The following is a 22,870-nucleotide window of genomic DNA, read 5'->3' as shown; positions in this document are numbered from 1 at the left end:
GGAAGGAACGGCGCAACCAGGCTTCAGGCCGAAGTCTTAAGCCGTTCCTCCGCCCTGACAATGTCCGTGAGCGGTACGATGCGAACGAAACGGTCAAGCGTGTTGTCCCAGTCGCTCAACAGGCGCCGCGCCAAGGGCGAAGCCGTCGCGGCCAGGTGCGCCTCGACCAGTTCGCGCAGTCGTTCGGCTGCGGCCGCGTCAATGTCGGTCACGCCCGCCAGATCGCCGTTCAGGGCGCGCTCGGCGTGGCCCGGCTGATCCAGCACGAACAGCTCGCCGCCGCTCATGCCCGCCGCCAGGTTCCAGCCGACCGAGCCCAGGACGACCACCCGGCCGCCGGTCATATATTCGCAGCCGTGGGCGCCCAGGCCCTCGACCACGGCTTCCGCGCCCGAGTTGCGCACCGCGAACCGCTCGCCCGCCGCGCCGGCGACGAACAGCCGGCCCGAGGTGGCGCCGTACAGGGTGGTGTTGCCGCAGATCAGCTGATCCTCGCGCCATTCGGGCGTGCGGATCGAAATCTCGGCCCCCGAGAGGCCCTTGCCGACATAGTCGTTGGCCTCGCCCGTCAGGTGCAGTTCCAGACCCTTGGCGGCGAAGGCGCCGAAGCTCTGGCCGGCGATGCCTTCCAGACGCAGCTTCAGCCGTCCGGCCGGACCCTGGGACCCGAAACGCCGCACGATGGCGGACGAGACGGCGGCGCCGACCGTCCGCTGGGTGTTGTTCAGCGGATAGGACAGTTCCAGCGTCTGGCCCCGATCCAGGAACCGCACCGCATCCTTCAGCACCCGCGCGTCCAGACTGTCGGCGATGGGCTTGCGCCCCTTGTCCGCCCACTTGCCGGCGGCGCCCTCGTCGACCTGAACCAGCAGGGGGTTCAGATCGAGGTCGTCCAGGTGCGCCCCGCCGCGCCGGACCTGACGCAACAGGTCGGTGCGGCCGATGATTTCGTCCATCGTCCGGGCGCCGATCGAGGCCAGAATCTCGCGTGTCTCCTCGGCGATGAAGGTGAACAGGTTGACCACCTTGTCCGGCGTGCCGGTGAACTTCTCGCGCAGCCGCTCGTCCTGGGAGCAGACGCCGACGGGGCAGGTGTTCGAATGGCACTGACGCACCATCAGACAGCCCATGGCGATCAGGGCGGCGGTGCCGACCCCGTATTCCTCGGCGCCCAGCATGGCGGCGATGACCACGTCGCGGCCGGTGCGGACCCCGCCGTCGGTGCGCAACGTCACCGAGCCGCGCAGATTGTTCAGCGTCAGCACCTGGTGGGCCTCGGCCAGGCCGATCTCCCAGGGCAGGCCTGCGTGTTTGATCGAGGTCTGGGGCGAGGCGCCGGTGCCGCCGTTGTGGCCGGCGATCAGGATGGCGTCGGCATTGGCCTTGGCCACCCCCGAGGCGATGGCCCCGATGCCCGAGGCGGACACCAGTTTCACCGTCACCCTGGCGTCTGGGTTGATGGCCTTCAGATCATAGATGAGCTGGGCCAGATCCTCGATCGAATAGATGTCGTGGTGCGGCGGCGGGCTGATCAGGGTGGTGCCGGGCACGGCGTGGCGCATCCGGGCGATGAACTCTGTCACCTTGAAGCCGGGCAGTTGCCCGCCCTCGCCGGGCTTGGCGCCCTGGGCCACCTTGATCTCGATCTCGCGGCACTGGTTCAGATATTCGGCCGTGACGCCGAACCGGCCCGAGGCCACCTGTTTCACCGCCGAGTTGGCGTCGTCGCCGTTGGGGCGCGGGTGATAGCGTTCGGGATCCTCGCCGCCTTCGCCCGAGACCGAGCGGGCGCCGATGCGGTTCATGGCTATGTTCAGCGTCTCGTGCGCCTCAGGCCCCAGGGCGCCCAGGGACATGGCCTGGGTCAGGAAGCGGCGGCGGATGTCCGAGACGCTCTCGACCTGATCGATGGGAATCGGCGTCCCTTCGCGGAAGTCCAGCAGGTCGCGCAGCGACAGATCCGGCTGGTTTCGGACGGCTTGCGAGAACTGCTTGAACCGGCGGTAGTCGCCCCGGTTGCAGGCGTCCTGCAGCAGATGGATCGTCTTGGCCTCGTGGGCGTGGGCCTCGCCGCCCGCACGAATCTTGAAGAAGCCGCCGATGGCGGGGGAGGGCTGGGCCTCGCCCCAGGCGACCTTGTGCCGCTTCAGCGCCGCCTGCTCCAGCCCCGCCAGACCGATGCCGGAGATGCGCGAAGGCGCGCCGGGGAAGAACTCGGCCGTCAGGGCGCGGGACAGGCCCAGCACCTCGAACTCGCAGCCGCCGCGATAGGCGGAGATGACGCTGATCCCCTTGCGGGCCAGGGTCTTCAACAGACCCGCCTCGATGCCCGCCTTATAGTTCAGACAGGCGTCGCGCAGGGTCAGGCCGGGGTACAGGCCGCGATCCAGCCGCTCTTGGAACAGGTCCTGAGCCAGCCAGGCGTTGACGGTGGTGGCCCCGACCCCGACCAGAACGGCGAACCCATGCGGGTCCAGGGTCTCGGCGGTGCGGACCACGATCGAGCAATAGGTCCGCAGGCCCGCCGCAGTCAGCCGCCCGTGAACCCCGGCTGTGGCCAGGATCATCGGGGCCGCCAGTCGCGTCGCCGAGCTTTGCTGGTCGGTCAGCACGATCAGGGCGGCGCCGTCACGGGCGGCGGCCTCGGCCTCGTCCATGATCCGGTCTAATGCCGCGCGTAGGCCCGCGCCGGGCCGCGCGTCATCGGCGGGGACGTCATAGCTGCAGTCGATGACCACGGTCGAACCGGCGCCGACAGTCGCGACCATCCGCTCATACATGCCGTTGGTCAGGACGGGGCTGTCCAGGACGAAGACGTCGGTCTGGGCCTCTTCCTGAGCGAGAATATTGCCCAGGTTCTTGAACCGGGTCTTCAGGCTCATCGCCCCCGCTTCTCGAAGGGGGTCGATGGGGGGGTTGGTGACCTGACTGAAGTTCTGCCGGAAATAGTGGCTCAGCGGGCGCGGCAGGGCCGACAGCACCGCCGGCGGAGCGTCGTCGCCCATGGAGCCGACCGCCTCCTTGCCGTCGCGGACCAGGGCGTCCAGCAGCAGGTCCAGATCCTCGCGGCTGTAGCCGGCGGCGATCTGGCGGCGGGTCAGGTCCTCGCCGGAGGCCGAACGCGGTTCCGGTCCGGGGCCGATGATCGGCTCCAGATCCACCATATTGTCCAGCCACTCCGTATAGGGGTGGGCGGCGGCCAGGGCGTCGATGGCCTCATGCTCGTCGTAGAGACGGCCGTGCTTCATATCGACGGCGATCAGCTTGCCGGGGCCGATGTGCAGGCGCCGCTTCACCCGGCTTTCGGGAATGGGCACCAGACCCGCTTCCGACCCGGCCATCAGCAGACCATCGACCGTCTCGACGGCGCGCAGCGGGCGCAGGCCGTTCCGGTCCTTGCCCGCCACGATCCAGCGACCGTCGGCGGCGCAGATGGCGGCCGGACCGTCCCACGGCTCCATCACGGCGTTGCAATAGGCGTAGAAGGCCCGGTGTTCGGGCGGCATGACGACGTCGTCCTTGGCCCAGGCCTCGGGGATCAGCAGGGCCTTGGCCATCGGCGCGGGGCGACCGGCATGGACCAGAACCTCCATGACATTGTCTAGGGCGGCCGAGTCGGACCCGCCCGGCTGGACCACCGGCTTCACCTCGCGGTCACGATCCCCGAAGGCCTGGGCGGCCATGCGGATCTCGTGCGACTTCATCCAGTTGAGGTTGCCCTTCAGCGTGTTGATCTCGCCGTTGTGGGCCAGCATGCGGAAGGGCTGGGCCAGCTTCCATTCCGGGAAGGTGTTGGTGGAATAGCGCTGGTGGAAGACGGCGTAGGCCGAGACGAAGCGCGGATCCTCCAGGTCGGGATACAGGTCGCCCAGCAGTTCGGCCCGCACCATCCCCTTGTAGGCGATGGAGCGCGCGGACAGGGTGCAGATGTAGACCCCCGCCAAGTTCTCGGTCTTGACCGTCTTTTCGATGCGGCGGCGGCACAGGTACAGTTCACGCTCCAGCGCCTCGCCGTCCAGCGGCTGGCCGGCGTCGTCCAGCGGCGGGGCCAGCATGATCTGTTCGATCTCGGGCCGGGTGGCTCCGGCCTTGGTCCCGACGACCGACAGGTCGATGGGCGTCTGACGCCAGCCGTAGATCCAGAAGCCGGCGCGCAGGGCCTCGGTCTCGACGATGGCGCGGGCGCGGTCCTGGGCGCCCAGGTCGGTGCGCGGCAGGAAGACCTGGCCCACGCAGATCGGACCGGGCCGCACGGACTGACCGATCGAGGCCACCTGGTCGGCGAAGAAGCCCTGCGGCAGTTCGCACATGACGCCGGCGCCGTCGCCGGACAGGCCGTCGGGATCGACGGCGCCGCGGTGGGCCACGGCCTTCAGGCTGCGGATCGCATATTCGACCACGTCGCGGCGCGGCGTGCCGTCGATGGAGCAGACCAGGCCCACGCCGCAGGCGTCGCGCTCGGCGCTGCGGTCATAGGCGTTTTCGGCTTCCAGCCGGTCGCGGGTCTGTTCGTACTTGTTCAGCCAATCGGTCATGCCGCGACCTCCTCGGTGCGGGTCTTCAGGTAACGATCGATCTCGGCGGCGGCGTCCTGGCCTTCCCGCACAGCCCAGACGACCAGCGAGGCCCCGCGCACCGCGTCGCCGGCGGCGAAGACGCCGGGCAGGCTGGTGGCGAAGCTGACGGCGCCGACCTTGATGGTGCCGTCGTCGCGGAGTGTCAGGTTCGGCTCATGCGCGGCGAAGGGCTCGGGCGAAAAGCCCAGGGCCTCGATGACGATGTCGGCCGGAATATCGAAGTCGGCGCCGGGCACGGGCACGATGTCGCGCCGCTCGCCGGGGGCCGCCTCGGTCAGTTGCATCCGCGCGGCGCGGACGCCCGTGACGCGATCGCCCTGGGACAGCAGGGCCTTGGGCGCGCCCAGCCATTCGAAGACGACGCCTTCCTCCTCGGCGTTGACCACTTCGCGGGCCGAGCCGGGCATGTTTTCCCGGTCGCGACGATACAGGCAGGTGACGGAGGCCGCGCCCTGGCGGATCGCGGTGCGGACGCAGTCCATGGCGGTGTCGCCGCCGCCGATCACGACCACTCGCTTGCCGCGCGCCTCGTGCCAGCCGTCCTGTTCGGCGTCGCCCAGGTCGCGCCGGTTCTGATGGGTCAGATAGGAGAGGGCCACCACGGTGGAGTCCGGACCCCGCCCCGGCGCGGACAGGACGCGGGGTTGATAGACGCCCATGGCCAGGAGGACCACGTCGTGGCGGTCGCGCAACTCGGTCAGGGTCACGTCCTTGCCGACCTCGCAGCCCAGGACGAACTGAACGCCGCCGTCGATCAGACGGTCCACGCGCCGCTGGACCACATGCTTCTCCAGCTTGAAGCCGGGAATGCCGTAGATCAGCAGGCCGCCGGCCCGGTCATGACGGTCATAGACGGTGACCTGATAGCCTTCGCTGCGCAGCCGGTCGGCGGCGGCCAGACCGGCGGGCCCGGCGCCGACGATGCCGACGCTCTCGCCGCGCTCGGCCGCAGGCCGGATCGGTTCGACCCAGCCGTTGGCGAAGGCCTGATCCCCCAGCCAGGCCTCGACCGAGCCGATGGTCACGGCGTCCCAGCCGGACTGGTTCAGGGTGCAGCCGCCTTCGCACAACCGGTCCTGCGGGCAGATGCGGCCGCAGATTTCGGGCATGGTCGAGGTCAGAGACGCCACGCGCCAGGCTTCGCGCGGCTCGTTCTCGGCCGACAGGCGCAGCCAGTCGGGGATGTTGTTCTGAAGCGGGCAGGCGTTTTGGCAGAACGGCACGCCGCAGTCGGTGCAGCGCGACGCCTGTTTCTCCGCCGTCTCGGTCGAGGGCGGAATCGTGATCTCACCGAAACCGCGTGTGCGCAGTTCGGCGGAGGCCTTGGACAGGCGGCGGGGTTCGACCACGAAAGTCCCGCCTTGCTTCAGGGTCTTATGCATCCCTCGCATATGCAGCAAAGCGGCGGTGTGAGGCAAATATTATTGCCGCTACGGGCTATTGCTCGAGAAAATCGCAACAAATGATCAGATATGCGCGCAATGTGGCGATAAATGTGTGCGCCCGCCGCTCCACTTGGAACGGCTTTAGGGTCTGTAGGCGCCAAATTCGGAACCTGGGCGGCGTCCGTTCGTTGAGCTCGTCTCAACCGCAATCGAAAACGGGGGCTCCATGCCGAGATGGACCACGCCGACTGGGCTGGGAGGATGGCTGACGCTGCTCCTCGGCCTCCTGATCGCCCTGATCGGAGCGATCCTCGCCTTCGGCGGGGCGCAGCTCGCGGCCCTGGGCGGCTCCTGGTATTATCTGATCGTCGGCCTGCTGCTGATCGCCTCGGGCGTGCTGCTGGTCTTGCGCGACGTGCGGGGCGCCTGGATCTACGGCGGCGCCTTCCTGTTCACCCTGGTCTGGGCGCTTTGGGAAAAGGGGCTGGACGGATGGGCCCTGGTCCCGCGTCTGATCGGCCCGCTGGTTCTGATGTTCCTGGTTCTGGCTAGCCTGCCCGTGCTGATGGGGCGGGGCGGCAAACGGCTGGCGGGCGGCGGCGCCCTGGGACTGGCGGTCCTTACGGTGGTGTTCGGCTTCGCCGTGGCCCAGGCCAACCGCGCTCAGATCGCCAGCCCGGCGCCGGGCGCGCGCGGCGCCTACAACGACCCGGCCCTGCTGAAGACCGGCGCCGACTGGCCCGCCTGGGGCGGCACGGACAGCGCCCAGCGCTATTCGCCTCTGACGCAGATCAACAAGGACAATGTCGGTCGACTGGAACGGGCCTGGACCTTCCGCACCGGCGATCTGCCGGAAGAACGATGGGGCGCGGAGACCACGCCTCTGAAGATCGGCGACACCGTCTATCTCTGCTCTGCCCGCAACAAACTGTTCGCCCTGGACGCCGCCACGGGGCGACAGAAGTGGGCCTATGATCCTCAGGTCGCCGACGAGAACATCCCCTATACGGCCGCCTGCCGGGGCGTGACCTATCACGCGCGGGCCGGCGCCGACGCGGCCGAGCCGTGCGCGACCAAGATCGTCGAGGGCACTCTGGACGGCCGCATCATCGCTGTCGATGCGCGCACCGGACGCCCCTGTCCGGCCTTCGGCCAGAACGGCGCCGTCGATATCAAGCGCGGCATGGGCGAGCCCTATCCGGGCATGGTCTCGATAACTTCCGCCCCTGTGATCGTGCGCGGGGTGATCGTCACGGGGCATCAGGTGCTGGACGGCCAGAAGCGCTGGAACGCCTCGGGCGTGATCCAGGGCTTCGATGTGGAGACGGGTGAACTGCGTTTCGCCTGGGACATGATGCGCCCCGACCGCAACGGCCTGCCGCCGGAAGGAGAGACCTATACGCCGGGCACGCCCAATATGTGGACCACGGCCACGGGGGACGAGGCGCTGGGCCTAGTCTATCTGCCCATGGGTAATTCGTCCGCCGACTACTGGTCCAGCTCGCGGCGACCAGCCGAGAATGAATACTCCACCGCCCTGGTCGCGCTGGACGTGACGACCGGCAAGCCCCGCTGGCATTTCCAGACGGTGCATAAGGACGTCTGGGACTTCGACCTGGGCTCTCAGGCGACCTTAATCGACTTCCCGACGGGGGGCGGCGTGGTTCCGGCCCTGCTGCTGCCCACCAAACAGGGCGACATGTATGTGTTCAACCGCGCCACCGGCCAGTTGCTGCATGGGGTCGAGGAACGTCCGGTCCCGACCACGGGCGGAACCGAACAGGGCCAGCGGTCGCCCACCCAGCCCTTTTCGCTGTTCGCCACCCTGCGCAAGCCCAATCTGGAGGAGCGGGACATGTGGGGCATGTCGCCCATCGACCAGATGTTCTGCCGCATCAACTTCAGGAAGGCCGACTATCAGGGCTATTACACCCCGCCATCGACCAACCACTACATCAACTATCCCGGCTATAACGGCGGCTCCGACTGGGGCGGCGTGGCGGTCGATCCTGTGCGCGGCGTGATCATCGCCAACTACAACGACATGCCCAACTACAACCGGCTGGTGCCGCGCGAAGAGGCCAATGAGAGGGGCTGGTTCCCGCGTGACGACCCTCGCTACATCGCCCAGCAGCAGCAGGCGAACGTGCGCGGCGGCAGCCTGTCCAAGGGGGAAGGCGCCGGCGATCCGCAGATCGGCGTCCCCTACGCCATCGACGTCAACGCCGGCTGGCGCGTGAAGTGGACGGGCCTGCTGTGCAAGGAGCCTCCGTACGGCGGCATCACCGCCATCGACATGCGGTCCGGCAAGACCCTGTGGGACCGGCCGTTCGGCACGGCGCGCAAGAACGGGCCGTGGGGCATCCCCTCGCACCTGCCGCTGGAGATCGGCACGCCGAACAACGGCGGTTCGGTGGTGACGGCCGGCGGCCTGATCTTCATCGCCGCGGCGACCGACGACCTGATCCGCGCCATCGACATCGAAACCGGCGAGACCGTCTGGTCCGACGTCCTGCCGGCCGGCGGCCAGGCCAATCCGATGATCTATGAGCAGAACGGCCGCCAGTATCTCGTCATCATGGCGGGCGGCCATCACTTCATGGAGACGCCCCGCGGCGACTATGTGATCGCTTATGCTCTGCCCGAGGGCAGAGCATAAGCTTGCTCTTGGGCCTATCGCGCTTCGCGCTGCTTGAGGCCGTGATGAGATGATCCGAAGGGGCCGGAGGCGGAAAACGTCTCCAGCCTTTTTGCGTCACGGCCGCGTCTGGCCCTGACCCCGCACGACGTATTTGTAGGTCGTCAGCTGTTCGGCGCCGACGGGGCCGCGGGCGTGCAGGCGGGCGGTCGATATGCCGATCTCGCCGCCGAAGCCGAACTCTCCCCCGTCGGCGAACTGGGTCGAGGCGTTGATCAGGACGATGGCGCTGTCCACCTGGGCGGCGAACCGTTCGGCGGCCCTGGCGTCGGTGGTGATGATCGCCTCCGTATGGCCCGAACCGTAGCGGGCGATGTGGGCCACGGCCGCGTCCAGATCCTCCACCACCCGAACCGCCAGGACGGGCGCCAGATATTCGGTGGTCCAGTCGGCCTCTGTCGCCGGGATCATGGCGGGGACCAGGGCCCGCGCCGCATCGTCCCCGCGCAGTTCGCATCCGGCGGCGATCAGGTCGGCGGCGACCGGGGGCAGCAGACGTTCGGCAGCCGCGCGATCCACCAGCAGGGTCTCGGTCGCGCCGCAGACCGAAACCCGCCGCATCTTGGCGTTCAGCACCACGGCGCGCGCGACCTCCAGATCGGCCGCCTCGTGCAGATAGGTGTGGTTCAGCCCCTCCAGATGGCTGAGCACCGCCGTCTTGGCCTCGGCCTGGACTCGGGCCACCAGGCTCTTGCCGCCGCGCGGAATGATGACGTCGATCGCCCCGTCCAGCCCGCCCAGCATCAGGCCGACGGCTTCGCGGTCGGGCGTATCGACCAGTTGCACCGCATCCGCCGGCAGGCCGGCCTCCGCCAGGGATTCCGCGATCAGGCCGGCGATGGCGAGGGAGGACTGGAGGCAATCCGATCCGCAGCGCAGGATGGCGGCGTTGCCCGAGCGGACGCACAGGGCGGCGGCGTCGGCGGTGACGTTGGGCCGGCTCTCATAGATCACGCCCAGCACCCCGATCGGGGTGCGGACCCGCGCGATGTCCAGACCGTTGGCGGGGGTCCAGCGCTCGGTCTCGACGCCCAGGGGATCGGGCACGGCGGCGATGGTCGCCACTGCCTGAGCCATGCCGGCGATGCGGGCGGGGGTCAGAGCCAGCCGGTCGATCAGGGCCTCGCTCATGCCGTTGGCGCGGCCGGCCGCCACGTCTCGCGCATTGGCGGCCAGAATGTCCGCCTCGGCGGCGATCAGCCGTCGAGCCAGGCCGTCCAGGGCGCGGGTGCGGGCGACGGCGGGGGCGTCGCGCAGGCCGGCGGCGGCGGCGCGGGCGCGGCGGCCCCGCGCCAGCATCTGTTCGTTCAGCGTCAGGGTCTCGGTCATCGGTCGTCCAGCACCAGGTCGTCGCGGTGGATCAGGACCGAGGCGCCGCGATAGCCCAGAACGGACTCGATCTCATCGCTGCGGCGGCCCCGGATGCGGGCGGCCTCTTCGGCGGCGTAGGCGGCCAAGCCCACCCCGACCGACCGGCCCTCGGTGTCGGTCAGGCGCACGCAGTCGCCCTTTTCGAAATCGCCGGTCACGGCCGTGACCCCGGCGGGCAACAGGCTCTTGCCGGCCTTCAGCGCGGCGACGGCGCCGTCGTCCAGCGTCAGGGCGCCGGCCGGGGACAGGCTGCCGGCGATCCACTGCTTATAGGCGGCCATCGGGGTGTCCGGCGCCGTGATCAGGGTGGCGCGCGCCCCGGTGCGAACCGCGCTCAGAGGCGACAGGGTCTGGCCCGAGGCGATGACGGTGGCGCAGCCGGCTGAGCGGGCGATCTGGGCGGCGGCCAGCTTGGTCGCCATGCCGCCGGTGCCGACCCCGGCCTGGGCGTTGGCGCCGCCGCCCATGGCCAGGACGTCGGGGCCGAGGCTCTCGATCAGAGGCAGGTGGACGGCGTTCGGGTCTCGCCGTGGATCGGCGGTGTAGAGGCCGTCGACGTCGGACAGCAAAATCAGCAGATCCGCCCGCGCCAGCTGGGCCGTGCGCGCCGCCAGCCGATCGTTGTCGCCATAGCGGATCTCTTCGGTGGCGACGGTGTCGTTCTCATTGACGATGGGCACGACCCCGTGGGCCAGCAGGGCCTCGACCGTGGCGCGGCCGTTCAGCCAGCGCCGGCGCCGTTCGGTGTCGTCGCGGGTCAGGAGGACCTGCCCGGCGACCAGGCCGTGAGGGGCGAGGGCTTCGGACCAGGCGGCCATCAGCAGGGACTGGCCCACCGAGGCCGCCGCCTGCTTGTCCTCCAGCCGCGCGCCCAGGTTCGGCAGGCGGCCGCGCCCCAGTGCGATCGAACCGGACGAGACGACGATCACCTCGCGCCCCTCGGTCCTCAGCCGCGCCAGATCTTCGGCCATGGCGGCCAGCCAGTCGCGCGTCGGCCGCCGCGTCTCGGCGTCGATCAACAGAGACGATCCGATCTTGACCACGACCCGGCGGGCGGCCCCCAGGGCGGAGGCGGCGTCCGGGCGCGGCGCGGGGGAGGCGGCCTGGGACATGAAGGTTTCTCTAAACGCCCCATCGCCGCTTGTCTCTTGTCGTGTGCGGCGTCACAGCAGGGCGATGATGGAATCCCTGTCCCCTATCGCCGCGGGCGCCCTGGGCAGTCTGGCGGCGGGTCTGATGACGGCGGTCGGCGCTGCGCCGATGCTGGTGGTCAAAAGGCCCGGTCAGCAGACCCAGAGCGTGCTCCTGGGCTTCGCCGCCGGCGTCATGCTGGCGGCCTCCTTCTTCTCGCTGATCATGCCGGGGGTGGAGGTGTTGCAAACGGGCGGGGCGTCGCGCGGCTGGGCGGCGGGAACCATGGCGGCGGCGGTGCTGATCGGGGCCACGGTCATCGGCCTGATGAACCGGTTCGCGCCGGTGGACATGCTGGCGATCGGACCGGCCCAGTCGAAAAATCTGGCGCGCCGCATCTGGCTGTTCATCATCGCCATCACCCTGCACAACTTTCCGGAAGGCGCGGCCGTGGGCGTCAGCTTCGGCGGCGGCGACCTGCACCAGGGGCTGGCGACGACGCTCGGCATCGGGATTCAGAACATGCCCGAAGGCCTGGCCGTGTCGGCGGCCATGGCCTCGCTGGGGTATGGCCGCATCGCCGCCTTTGCGGGCGCCCTGGCCTCGGGTCTGGTCGAGCCGGTCGGCGGGCTGATCGGCGCGAGCGTGGTCGGCGCCTTGCCCGGCGCCCTGCCCTGGGGCCTGGGTCTGGCGGCCGGAGCCATGATCTATGTCGTCACTGCAGAGATCATTCCCGAGACGCGCGAGCGATCGACCGGCGACGGCTCCATGATCGGGCTGATGATCGGTCTGGTCGGCATGATGTTCCTGGACATCGCCTTGGGCTGAGCTTGGCCTTAAGCCTGATGTCGGGTTGAAGGGGGCCGGGGTCTGTTACATCATTTACATGCGGCGCGGGTCTGGACGGGGGCGGTCGCCAGAGGTTAGGCCACCAGTTCGCCGATCCATCTGCCCCGAAGGAGCGCCCCATTAAGACGCGACCTGAAAAGCCTTCGGCTTCCCGTCGAAACTTCTTGTCTGGCCTCGGGCTTCTCGCCCTGATGGGCGCCGGAGTGTATTCCATGCCTGCTTCCGCCGAAACCGCCCGCGCCGTTCAGCGTCACCGCCAGCGGATCGAGGATCTGATTTCGGCCATGACGGTCGAGGAGAAGGCGGGCCAGCTCAATCTGCTCGCCGATCCGTTCCGCTGGATGCCGACGGCGGTGAACCCGCTGGACGGCACGGGCGATCCCGCCCGCGTCACCGCCATGATCCGCGAAGGCAAGGTCGGCAGCCTGTTCAACGGCATCGGCGCCGAGGCCGGCCGCCGCATCCAGCAGGTCGCGATGGAAGAGAGCCGGCTGAAGATCCCGCTGCTGTTCGCGGCGGACGTGATCCACGGCCTGTCGACCATCTTCCCCGTGCCCCTGGCCGAGGCGGCGGCCTTCGACACCCAACTGGCCTATCGCACCGCCCGGGCGGCGGCGGTGGAGACGGCGGCCTCGGCCGTGCACCAGACCTACGCCCCCATGGTGGACGTGGCCCGCGACCAGCGCTGGGGCCGCAACGTCGAGGGCGCGGGCGAGGACGTTCTGCTGAACAATCTGCTGGCCGCCGCCCGGGTGCGCGGCTTCCAGGGTGAAAAGGGGCTGGACGACCGCGACGCCGTCCTGGCCACCGCCAAACACATGGCCGCCTATTCGGCCGCCATCGGCGGGGTCGAGTACAACACCACCGACATGAGCGAACAGACCCTGCGCGGGGTCTTCCTGCCGCCGTTCAAGGCGGCGGTGGATGCGGGTTGTCTGTCGATCATGAGCGCCTTCAACGATCTGAACGGGGTGCCGGCCTCGGGCAGCCGCAAACTGCTGACCGACATTCTGCGCGGCGAATGGGGTTTCGAGGGCTTCGTCGTCTCGGACTACACCTCCGAACAGGAGCTGATCGCCCACGGCTTCGCCGAGGACGGCCGCGACGCCGCCCGCCTGGCCTTCAACGCCGGCGTGGACGTGTCGATGGTCTCGGGCCTCTATCTGGAGCATCTGCCCAGCCTGGTCGCCTCGGGCGAGGTGTCGATGGCCCGACTGGACGAGGCGGTGCGCCGTCTGCTGCACACCAAGGCGGCGCTGGGCCTGTTCGACGATCCCTATCGCGGCACGGACGTGGCGCGTGAGAAGGCCGTGGTCGGCTCGCGCGATCATATCGCCCTGTCGCGCGAAGCGGGCCGCAAGTCCGTGGTCCTGCTGAAGAACGACAACGGCCTTCTGCCGCTGAACAAGAGCCAGAAGATCGCCCTGATCGGCCCCTTCGCCGATGACGTGGACAATGTCTGGGGGCCCTGGACCATCTGGGGCGCGCCTGAGCGTCGCGTCTCGCTGGAGGCCGGCTTCCGCGCCGCCATGAGCGATCCGCAAGCCCTGACCGTCGCGCGCGGCTCCGGCGTCGAGAGCGCGCTGGACGGCGGCATCGACGAGGCTGTCCGTGCGGCCGCCAACGCTGATGTCATCGTGCTCGCCATCGGCGAAAGCCAGAAGATGTCGGGCGAGGCACAGTCCCGCACCGAGATCGTCGTGCCGGCTCCGCAGATGGCCCTGGTCGACGCCATGGCGGCGCTGAACAAGCCGATGGTCATCCTGCTGCGCAACGGCCGGGCCCTGGCGCTGGAAGGCAATGTCAAGAACGCCCAGGCGGTGGTTGTGACCTGGTTCCTGGGCGAGCAGATGGGCAACGCCGTCGCGGACGTGATCTTCGGCGCCCATGGGCCTTCGGCCCGCCTGCCGATCAGCTTCCCGCACAAGTCGGGCCAGCAGCCCTATTCCTACGACCACAAGAACACGGGACGTCCGGCCAACCCGGACCTGCCGGTCGAGGAATACAAGGCCCGCTATCGCGAGACGACCAATACGGCCCTGTATCCGTTCGGTTTCGGCCTGACCTACGGCGAGGTGGTCTATGGGCCGGTTGAGATGGCGAGCGATCAACTGCCGTGGAACGGGACGCTGGACGTCGCCGTCACCGTGACCAACCGGGGCGTCCACGCGGCCGAGGAACTGGTGCAGCTCTATATCCACGACCGGGTCGCCAGCCTGACCCAGCCGGGCCGTCTGCTGAAGGACTTCAAACGGGTCAGCCTGCGCCCCGGTCAGAGCCAGACGGTGCGTTTCACCCTGAATCCGCGTCAGCTGGGCTTCATCGGCGAGGACGGCGCCTACCGGATCGAGCCGGGCTTGTTCGACCTGTGGCTGGCCCCGCACGCCCAGGGCGGTTCGGCGGCTCAGTTCCGTCTGATCGGCCCGGCCTGATCCTGCGGACGTTGACGGAGCGGACGGCAGGGCTTAACGAGCCCGCCGTTTGTCTTCGGCCTCCTTTCGGGCTGGATTCGTGTTTAGGAGCGCGCCCATGACGACCAAGATTCTTCCGGGCGCCACAGGCGTTCTCGCGCTCGCAGACGGCACGATCCTTCAGGGAATCGGAGTCGGGGCGGTCGGATCGGCCCTGGGCGAGGTGGTCTTCAACACCGCCATGACCGGCTATCAGGAAATCCTGACCGACCCGTCCTACATGAGCCAGATCTTGGCCTTCACCTTCCCGCACGTCGGCAATGTGGGGACCAATGTCGAAGACATCGAACAGATGGGCGGCGGCTCGGACACCTCGGCGCGGGGCGCGATCTTCCGCGACGTGCCGACCGATCCGGCCAACTATCGCTCGGATGCGGGTTTCGACGCCTGGATGAAGCGTCGCGGCGTCGTGGGTCTGGCCGGGGTGGACACCCGCGCCCTGACCAAGATCATCCGCGACAAGGGCGCGCCCCACGCCGTGATCGCCCATGATCCGAACGGCGCGTTCGATCTGGAGGCCCTGGTCGCCCAGGCGCGGCAATGGACCGGTCTGGTCGGTCTGGACCTGGCCAAGCCCGCCTCCACCCTGCAAGCCTTCGAATGGGACGAGGGGCTGTGGGAATGGCCGGAAGGCCACCCCAAGACCCAGGGGCGCAAGGACGTCGTGGTCATCGACTACGGCGTGAAGCGCAACATCCTGCGCGCCCTGGCCTCGACCGGCGCCCGCATCACCGTGGTCCCGGCGACGACGACGGCGGAAGAGGTGCTGGCGCGCAATCCGGACGGCGTCGTCCTGTCGAACGGGCCGGGCGATCCGGCCGCGACCGGTGAATACGCCGTGCCGGAGATCCAGAAGCTGGTCGCCAGCGGCAAGCCCCTGATGGGCATCTGCCTGGGCCACCAGATGCTGGCCCTGGCCCTGGGCGCCAAGACGGTGAAGATGGATCAGGGGCACCACGGCGCCAACCATCCGGTCAAGGATCTGACCACCGGCAAGGTCGAAATCGTCTCGATGAACCACGGCTTCACCGTGGACCGCGACAGCCTGCCCGACGCCGTGACCGAAACCCACGTCAGCCTGTTCGACGGCACCAACTGCGGCATCGCCGTCAAGGACAAGCCGATCTTCAGCGTTCAGCACCACCCCGAGGCCTCGCCCGGACCCACGGACAGCCTGTATCTGTTCGACCGGTTCGCCGATCTGATGGCCGCGCGCTGAGCCGATGAAACAGGCAGCGGCCCGGTCGGACTATCTGGACTGGCTGGCCCAGGCGCTGGAGGCGGAGCGCGGGATGACTCCCTTGCCTGACGGCGATGTGGTGGTCGGCTACGCCACCGGCTATGATGCGGCCGATGTCGCGCCCTTCGTGCGGTCCTTGCGGGCGGTGTTCGACGGTCCTGTCGCCCTGGTGGTGGATGCGGACGCCGAGTTGCGCGAATTTCTGGCCCAGAATGGCGTGACCGCCGTGGACGCGCCGACCTGGCGCGGCTGGGCGCCCCATCCGGTGATGCAGAGGTTCGTCGCCTTCGCCGGCCTGCTGGGCGATCGGCCCGGCGCGGCCCTGGCCTGCGACGTGCGCGACGTCGTCTTTCAGGCTTCGCCGTTCGCGCCCCATCCGCACGGGCTGGAAGTCTTCATCGAGGCTGAGGCCCCCCTGGGCGCTCACGCCTTCAACATGAAATATCTGCGCGCCCTGTTCGGCGAGGCGACGGCGACGGCCCTGGCCGATCGTTCCTGCCTGTGCGTGGGCACCCTCTTGGGGCCGCGGGTCGAGGTGTCGCGCCTGTCGCGGCTGATCCTGGCGCTGGCCGCCATTCCGCGTTCCGAGATCGGCGGGGCCTTCGGCGCGGATCAGGCGGCCTTCAACATGGCGATCCATCAGGGTCTGGCGGCGGCGACGGTCCAGCCCAACTATGGCCGCGTGGCGACCCTGGGCCTGACGCCGGGCGACCTTCTGTCGGTGCAAGGCGGCCGGGTCGTCAACCCGGACGGCACGGCCAGCGCCGTCGTGCACCAGCATGACCGCCATCCCCATTTGGACGCGGCGATGCATCAGCGGTGGGGTGGCGGTTTCGAGCACCGCAAACGCGTCCGCCCCAAGTCCGCCCGTCAAAAGCTGGACAAGCTGGCGGCCTCGCTGAGACGTCGGACGCCGGAGCTCCGCTGATCAGGCCAGGCGACCCGCCAACGGATCAGGGCAGGGGGGCGAAACTCTTGTCCTCGCGCAGGGCGCTGGCCTTTCGCACGGCCATCGGCGCAGCGTGCAGCCAGTAGTCGGCGTCTTCCAGCCGATGCTCGCGGCGGCGCTCCAGGCCGCGCATCCGCCTGAGGGCGGCGTTTTCCAGAAGGCGCGCATGCAGGGCGCGCGGCGACAATTCGAGGATGGCGGGAGAGCCGGGGACGGCGACGGCGTCGGGGCCTTGGGGCTCCACCGCCGGACGGGCGATGGCGATATACATCAGAATCTCGGTTCAGAAGGACAGGCGCTTCTGCGCCGCGCTAACGGGGAATTAACCACAACGCCTGTGGATAGTTCCTGACTGCGTCCGAAAAAAGTCCGTGATTCGAATGAGTTGGTGTCTCGATCCGAACAAAATGCTTACTGAAATCTTAATCTGGAGGCGGAGCGCTTTCTCAATACGCCTCGTCATGCCGCCGATGAACGGCGCCGGTGGCAGTCCCTAGGGGAATCGAACCCCTCTTTTCAGGTTGAAAACCTGACGTCCTAACCGATAGACGAAGGGACCGCGGCCGGGGCGGCGCATTTGCCCCGGATCGGTCCCTTCTGCAAGCGAAAATTTACGCCGCCTCGGCCGCTGCGGCCGGCGTGAGGGCGTCCAGCGCCGGGAACAGGTCGGCGATCAGATCCTCGACATGTTCCAGCCCGACCGACAGCCGCACCAGGCCGTCGCCGATGCCGGCGGTGGCGCGCTGTTCCGGCGTCATGGCGGCGTGGGTCATGGTGGCGGGATGGGCGATCAGGCTTTCAACCCCGCCCAGGGATTCGGCCAGGGTGAAGACGTCCAGGCTTTCGACCAGGGTCCGCACCGCCTCGGCCCCGCCCGCCAGTTCGAAGCTGAGCATGGCGCCCGGCCCCGCTTGCTGGGCCGTGACCAGGGCGTGGTTCGGGTGGGACTTCAGGCCCGGATAGTGGACGGCCTTGACCGCCGGGTGGCCGGCCAGCCTTTGGGCGATCGCGCCGGCCGTGGCCTGCTGCCGCTCGATCCGGGCGAACAGGGTGCGCACGCCGCGCAGGGTCAGATAGGCGTCGAAGGGCGAGCCGGTCACGCCGGTGCAGTTGGCCCACCAGGCCAGGGTCTGGTGATCCTCGGCGTCGGCCGACACGACCGCGCCGCCGACCACGTCGGAATGGCCGTTGATGAACTTGGTCGTGGAATGGACCACGAAGTCGGCGCCCAGCTTGATCGGGTTCTGAAGGGCCGGCGACAGGAAGGTGTTGTCGCAGACGACCTTGGCGCCCGCCGCATGGGCGCGGGTGCAGATGTCGGCGACATCGACCAGACGAAGCAGCGGGTTGGACGGGGTCTCGACCAAGACCAGCTTGGGCTTCAGCGCCAGGGCGGCCTCCAGGGCTTCCGGATCGCCCTGATCGACCAGCAGCAGCTCGAAATGGCCTTTGCGGGCGCGGGCGTTCAGCAGGCGGCAGGTGCCGCCGTAACAGTCGTGCGGGGCGATCAGCAGGTCGCCGGGCTCCAGCAGGGCCAGGGGCAGATCGACGGCCGCCATGCCGGTGGCGGTGATGACGCAGCCGGCGCCGCCCTCCAGCTCGGCCAGGGTCTCGGCCAGGACGTCGCGGGTCGGATTGCCCGATCGGCTGTAGTCGTACTTCCGCTTCTGGTCGAAACCGGCGAAGGAATAGTTGGACGACAGATAGAGCGGCGGCATGACCGCGCCGTGGGCCGTGTCCGTATCCACGCCCGTGCGGGCGGCGATGGTGTGCGGGCTGGCGGGGCGGGTCGTCATGCTTGGATATCCTTGAAGGCGGCGCGGAGGACTTCGCCGACGAAGGCGTCCTCCTTCAAAAAGGCGTCGTGGCCGTAGAGGGAGGGCGCCTCGACGAAGCGCCACAGGGTCGGCAGGCGCGCAGCCAGTTCGCGCATGTCGTCGATCGGCACCAGCCGGTCGGAGGTGAAGCCGATCAGGGTGACGGGGGTGGTTATGGCCTCGGGCGTCACGCTGTGGCGATCCAGCGAATCCGACATCGACAGCCAGCGGGTCGGGGTGGTGTGGGTGCGGTAGGCCTGGCCCCGCGCCGTCAGATAGTCGCAGACGGGATAGGCGCCGCCGACGGCGGCCGGGGCGGTGGTGTCGAACCGGTCGTTGAACTCTTCCGCCGTGCGATAGGTGGTCATGGCCAGTTCGCGGGCCAGGGCGACGCCTTCTTCCGGTCGGCCGGCGTCGACGGCGAACTGAAGAATACGGCGCTGGATGCCGCGCCAGGCCGTGGCCTGGGGATGGGCGCGGTGGGCGGCCGAGACGACGATCAGCTGTTCGGCCCAGTCGGGATAGAGTTCGGCGAAGGCCAGGGCGACCATGCCCCCGTAGGAACAGCCGACGAAGGCGGCGACCCGTTCGATCCGCAGATGGTTCAGAACCAGGGCCAGCAGGCGGGCCTGGTCGTGGGTGGTGATGGTGACGGGCGCATCCTGGAACTCCTGGCCGGGCGCGAAGTCGACGGCCAGGACCTGGAGCCTCGACAGGTCGATGGGGCCGCGCATGGAGACGGCGCCGGACCACCAGCCCAGGCCGTTGGTCTCGGTGCGGTGGACGAACCGGCCGGCCGAGATGCCGCCCGCCACCACGACGACGGGCGCCCCGGCGCGGCCGTGCAGGCGGCCGATGACGTTGGGCTGTTTCAGTTTTTCGCCGGAAGCGAGGCGGAAGTCGGCGGGAAGGGGAACGATCACGTCGCGGGCGCCGCCGCGTTCGCGCACAGGCTTGGCCGTCGGCTGGGGCCGACAGTCGGGTTCTTCGAGCAGGGATGTTTCAGCCAGGGTCATCTATCGTCGTCCGCATCGTTCTCGCTCAGCAAGGCTCGATGCGGTGACAGATCGTGGAGCGTCGCCTCGTCGATGCTCCACTCATCTCTCGCGACCCCGAAGGACCCCGCAGGAGTTGGCACCGTTTCGGGCGGAACCCGATGGTTGCCCCGGCGTCAAAGGGCCTAATCCCTCAGCCGGTCTTGATGAGTGATCTTACGTTGATCAAACAAGCGGAGCCGGTCAAGCGAAAAATTCAACCCAAGTTGATAGTTCGCGCGGCCTTGGCTGGTCTGAAACGACCTCCAAAGTCGTCGTTGCGAAAAAATCATCCAATGCGGCTTGACAGCGAGGGTGTGGTCCGATCACCCTAGGCTCAGATTTCAACCGGATCAGATCTGTGCGCCAGCACCTGCTCATCGCCGAAGTTTCGACCGTCGCCGGCCTCGCCGCGACGGCCTTCGGCATGACCATTGGCGGCTCGATTATTGGCGGCACCACCGGCACCACCACCACCATGCCCTCACGGGCGGGACGAGTTTAGCGCGCCGAACACCGGCAACCGCAGAACCCGAACCCCGCCCGGTCCGCCAGGCGGGGTTTTTCATTTCACCCCACCCCTTCCGAACATCGCCCGAGAAACCCAATGTCAGCCTCCCTCGCCGTAGTAGAGAAATCCGAGACCCTCGAACCGAGTAAACAGCCCGCCGCCGAGGTTGTGGTGCTGAAGTTCGGCTCATCGATCCTGCGAACCCCGGCGGAGGCGCCGCTGGTGGCCTCGGCCGTCTACGGCCATGTGCGGGCGGGACGGAAGGTGGTGGCGGTGGTCTCGGCCTTCGGCGGGGCGACCGACCAGATGCTGGGCGAGGCGCGGGCGCTGGGCCTGGCCCATTCCAACGAACTGTTGCCCGGCTATGTGGCCCTGGGCGAGGAGAAGTCGGCGGCCCTGGTCGCCATCGCCTGTGATCGGATCGGCCTGGACGCCTGCGCCCTGTCGGTGCGGGAGCTGGGCATCGTCGCCGAGGGGGAGCCGGAGCATTCGCGCCCCTGCGGCCTGCGGCCCGACCATCTGAAACAGGCGCTGGACCGGCACGAGGTGGTGGTGGTTCCCGGCTTCGGCGCGGTGCGGCCGGACGGGCGGATCGCCCTGTTGGGCCGGGGCGGGTCGGACCTGACGGCGGTCTTCCTGGCCGCGGAACTGGGGCTGAAGAAGGTGCGGCTGGTGAAGGACGTCGACGGCCTTTACGACCATGATCCGAACGACCGGACGGCCCCGGCCCTGCGCTATCGCCGGGCGTCCTGGGACGTGGCGCGCAAGCTGGGCGGCGCCTTGGTTCAGCACGACGCGATCGACCTGGGCGAGAGCCGGGGCGTGGAGATCGAGGTCGCGGCCCTGGACCGGGCCGACGGCACGGTGATCGGCAAGCGGTCGGCGCCCCCCGGACCGGCGCCGGCCCTGCCGCCGCTGAAGGTGGCGGTCGCCGGCTGCGGCGTGGTGGGCGGCGGGGTCCTGGCGCGGTTGCTGAACGATCCGCGCTATGACGTGGTGGGGGTGCTGGTGCGCAACCCGAAGAAGGTCCGCGACGTGGCCTGTCCGCAGTCGCTGTTCACCGCCGATCCGGCGGTCCTCTGGGCCAAGAAGCCGGACATCGTGCTGGAGGCCCTGTCGGAAGGCGAGGCGGGCCATGCGGTGATCCGCGCCGCCCTGGAGGCCGGCTGCGACGTGGCCAGCGCCAATAAACAGGCGGTCAGCCGCGATCCCGGCGGGCTTCAGGATCTGGCCAAGGCCAAGGGGCGACGGATCTTCTGGTCGGCCTCGGTCGGCGGCGGCTCGCCGATGATCGAGACGGTGCGGGCGGCCCGCGCCGCCGGCGAGGTGGTCGGGTTCGAGGCGGTGCTGAACGGCACGGTCAACTTCATGCTGGAGCGGCTGGGCGACGGGGCGGCCTTCGCCGAGGCCCTGGCCGACGCCCGGGCGGCGGGCTTTGCGGAAGAGGACCCGTCGGCGGACCTGGAGGGGCTGGACGCCGCCGCCAAGGTGCGGCTGCTGTGCCACGAGGCCTTCGGCCGCTCGCCCGACGGCGAGGTCCCGCGCGACTGCCTGACCGAGGCGACGTCGGCCGAGGGCGGGGTGCGCCAGATCGGCGCCGCCCATCTGAAGGACGGGGTCATCACGCCGTCGGTCAAGCTGACGGCCGGGCACGGCGACCCCTTGTTCTCCAGCCTGCGCGGCGAGGGCAACGCCCTGAAGGTTTACGGCGCCGACGGGCGGGTGTGGCGCTGCCGGGGCCGGGGCGCCGGCCGCTGGGCCACGACCGAGAGCATCATGGCCGACCTGGCCGAGATCGTGCGCGCGCGCCGCGCCGATGCGGGCCTGAACTAGGCCATGGCGGTCTTCACCCCCGTTTCGCTGGACGAGGCCAGGGCGTTCCTGGCCGGCTACGACCTGGGCGAGGTGGTCGAACTGACCGCCATCGCCGAAGGGGTGGAGAACACCAACTACCGGCTGGAGACCCAGGACGGGGCGAGCCGCAGACGGTTCGTCCTGACCCTGTTCGAGGCGCGGACGGACGAGGCGTCTCTGCCCTTCTGCCTGGGGCTGACGGCCCATCTGGCGGGGCGGGGCTTTCCCTGCCCGACGCCGATCAAGGACCGGTCGGGCGGATGGCTGGGGCGGCTGAACGGCCGGGCGGCGGCGGTGATCGAATGGAAGACCGGCGCCTGGCTGCGCCATCCGTCGGAAGCCGACCAGGCGGCGGCGGGGGCGGTGCTGGCGCGGCTGCACCAGACGGCCCAGAGCTTCGCCGGGCGGCGCGAGAATCCGGTCGGGCCGGCCATGTGGCGGCGGTTGGCGGACCGGTGCGCGGCGGGCGCCTCGGGCGAGGACCGCAGCCTGCTGGATCAGGTCGAGGCGGCGCTGGCGCGGCTGGATAATCCGTTTGCGGATGATCTGCCGACCGGGGCGATCCATGCCGACTATTTCCCCGACAACATCCTGTTCGAGAACGGGACCGTTTCGGCCGTGATCGACTTTTACTTCGGCTGCACCGGACCGCTGGTCTATGACCTGGCCATCGCCCTGTCGGCCTGGGGTTTCGACGCCGAGGGGCGGCCCATGCCCGACGCCCTGGCGGCCTTCCAGCGCGGCTATGAGGCGGTGCGGCCGCTGAGCGAGGCCGAACGCGCCGCCCTGCCGCGACTGGGCGAGGCGGCGGCCCTGAGGTTCACCGTCACCCGCCTGCACGATCGCATCTTCCACGACCCGTCCAAACTGGTCACGCCCAAGGACCCGGCGGTCTTCCTGCGCCGCATGGACCACTGGCGGGCGGTAGAGACCGTCTGAAGGGGTGATGCGTCGGACAGGGAAAACAGTGTCCGATGTGTCCG

The 22,870-nt window shown here is 69.2% G+C and carries 15 protein-coding genes, 1 tRNA gene and 1 riboswitch; of the genes, 8 read left to right on the top strand and 8 right to left on the bottom strand.

All coding sequences use genetic code 11. The features are described 5' to 3' along the window. Positions 1-23: 23 nt before the first annotated feature. Positions 24-4,535, bottom strand: a complete 4,512-nt coding sequence (gltB, locus tag ACW178_RS15115; protein WP_492024733.1) for a glutamate synthase large subunit — start codon at positions 4,533-4,535, stop codon at positions 24-26. Then, a complete protein-coding gene (locus ACW178_RS15110) occupies positions 4,532-5,959 on the bottom strand; it encodes an NAD(P)-dependent oxidoreductase (protein ID WP_287103710.1) in 1,428 nt (475 codons plus the stop codon). The genes gltB and ACW178_RS15110 overlap by 4 nt, the downstream gene beginning before the upstream one ends. Before the next feature lie 229 nt (positions 5,960-6,188). Here ACW178_RS15110 and ACW178_RS15105 point away from each other — a divergent pair, with 229 nt between their 5' ends. Then, entirely contained in the window at positions 6,189-8,621 is a 2,433-nt protein-coding gene (locus tag ACW178_RS15105; protein WP_287103708.1) for a membrane-bound PQQ-dependent dehydrogenase, glucose/quinate/shikimate family, read from the top strand. A 96-nt stretch (positions 8,622-8,717) separates the two neighbouring features. Here the strand turns inward: ACW178_RS15105 and ACW178_RS15100 are convergent, their stop codons facing one another. Beyond that, positions 8,718-9,989 carry a glutamate-5-semialdehyde dehydrogenase gene (locus tag ACW178_RS15100; RefSeq protein WP_287103707.1) on the bottom strand — a complete coding sequence of 424 codons (1,272 nt, stop codon included), beginning with the start codon at positions 9,987-9,989 and terminating at the stop codon, positions 8,718-8,720. Next, positions 9,986-11,143 (bottom strand): glutamate 5-kinase, encoded by a 1,158-nt coding sequence (proB, locus tag ACW178_RS15095; protein ID WP_287103706.1) that lies wholly within the window; start codon positions 11,141-11,143, stop codon positions 9,986-9,988. The genes ACW178_RS15100 and proB overlap by 4 nt, the downstream gene beginning before the upstream one ends. A gap of 64 nt (positions 11,144-11,207) precedes the next feature. On the opposite strand from proB, the gene ACW178_RS15090 reads away from it, so the two are divergent. The 4 genes from ACW178_RS15090 to ACW178_RS15075 all read left to right on the top strand — a co-directional run bounded on the left by ACW178_RS15090 (position 11,208) and on the right by ACW178_RS15075 (position 16,650). Continuing rightward, positions 11,208-11,990: a ZIP family metal transporter gene (locus ACW178_RS15090; protein WP_492024732.1), complete on the top strand. Its 783-nt coding sequence runs from the start codon at positions 11,208-11,210 to the stop codon at positions 11,988-11,990. A 233-nt stretch (positions 11,991-12,223) separates the two neighbouring features. Continuing rightward, entirely contained in the window at positions 12,224-14,443 is a 2,220-nt protein-coding gene (locus tag ACW178_RS15085; protein ID WP_492024731.1) for a glycoside hydrolase family 3 N-terminal domain-containing protein, read from the top strand. A gap of 97 nt (positions 14,444-14,540) precedes the next feature. After that, positions 14,541-15,701, top strand: a complete 1,161-nt coding sequence (gene carA / locus ACW178_RS15080; protein WP_287103382.1) for a glutamine-hydrolyzing carbamoyl-phosphate synthase small subunit — start codon at positions 14,541-14,543, stop codon at positions 15,699-15,701. Positions 15,702-15,705: 4 nt separating this feature from the next. Beyond that, positions 15,706-16,650, top strand: a complete 945-nt coding sequence (locus ACW178_RS15075) for a hypothetical protein (protein WP_492024730.1) — start codon at positions 15,706-15,708, stop codon at positions 16,648-16,650. 25 nt (positions 16,651-16,675) lie between these two features. Here the strand turns inward: ACW178_RS15075 and ACW178_RS15070 are convergent, their stop codons facing one another. The 4 genes from ACW178_RS15070 to metX form a co-directional block, all read right to left on the bottom strand. After that, a complete protein-coding gene (locus tag ACW178_RS15070) occupies positions 16,676-16,942 on the bottom strand; it encodes a hypothetical protein (RefSeq protein ID WP_492024729.1) in 267 nt (88 codons plus the stop codon). A gap of 213 nt (positions 16,943-17,155) precedes the next feature. Beyond that, positions 17,156-17,230 (bottom strand) — tRNA-Glu (locus tag ACW178_RS15065). A 52-nt stretch (positions 17,231-17,282) separates the two neighbouring features. Continuing rightward, entirely contained in the window at positions 17,283-18,467 is a 1,185-nt protein-coding gene (gene metB / locus ACW178_RS15060) for a cystathionine gamma-synthase (RefSeq protein WP_492024728.1), read from the bottom strand. Then, entirely contained in the window at positions 18,464-19,504 is a 1,041-nt protein-coding gene (gene metX, locus ACW178_RS15055) for a homoserine O-succinyltransferase MetX (RefSeq protein WP_287105595.1), read from the bottom strand. The genes metB and metX overlap by 4 nt, the downstream gene beginning before the upstream one ends. Positions 19,505-19,582: 78 nt before the next feature. After that, positions 19,583-19,696: riboswitch (SAM riboswitch) on the bottom strand. A gap of 187 nt (positions 19,697-19,883) precedes the next feature. Between metX and ACW178_RS15050 the strand changes: the two genes are divergently transcribed. The 3 genes from ACW178_RS15050 (at position 19,884) to thrB (ending at position 22,826) form a co-directional block, all read left to right on the top strand. Continuing rightward, positions 19,884-20,027: a hypothetical protein gene (locus ACW178_RS15050; protein WP_228185332.1), complete on the top strand. Its 144-nt coding sequence runs from the start codon at positions 19,884-19,886 to the stop codon at positions 20,025-20,027. A 102-nt stretch (positions 20,028-20,129) separates the two neighbouring features. Beyond that, the gene (locus ACW178_RS15045; RefSeq protein WP_191558165.1) at positions 20,130-21,866 is read left to right on the top strand and encodes an amino acid kinase family protein; all 1,737 of its coding nucleotides are present in this window, start codon (positions 20,130-20,132) and stop codon (positions 21,864-21,866) included. A 3-nt stretch (positions 21,867-21,869) separates the two neighbouring features. Continuing rightward, a complete protein-coding gene (gene thrB, locus ACW178_RS15040; RefSeq protein ID WP_191558164.1) occupies positions 21,870-22,826 on the top strand; it encodes a homoserine kinase in 957 nt (318 codons plus the stop codon). Positions 22,827-22,870 lie beyond the last annotated feature (44 nt).

The organism is Brevundimonas sp. AVps4 (assembly GCF_058681525.1).
Note: the sequence above shows the minus strand (reverse complement) of the source record. Positions and strands in the feature narration are given on the sequence as shown.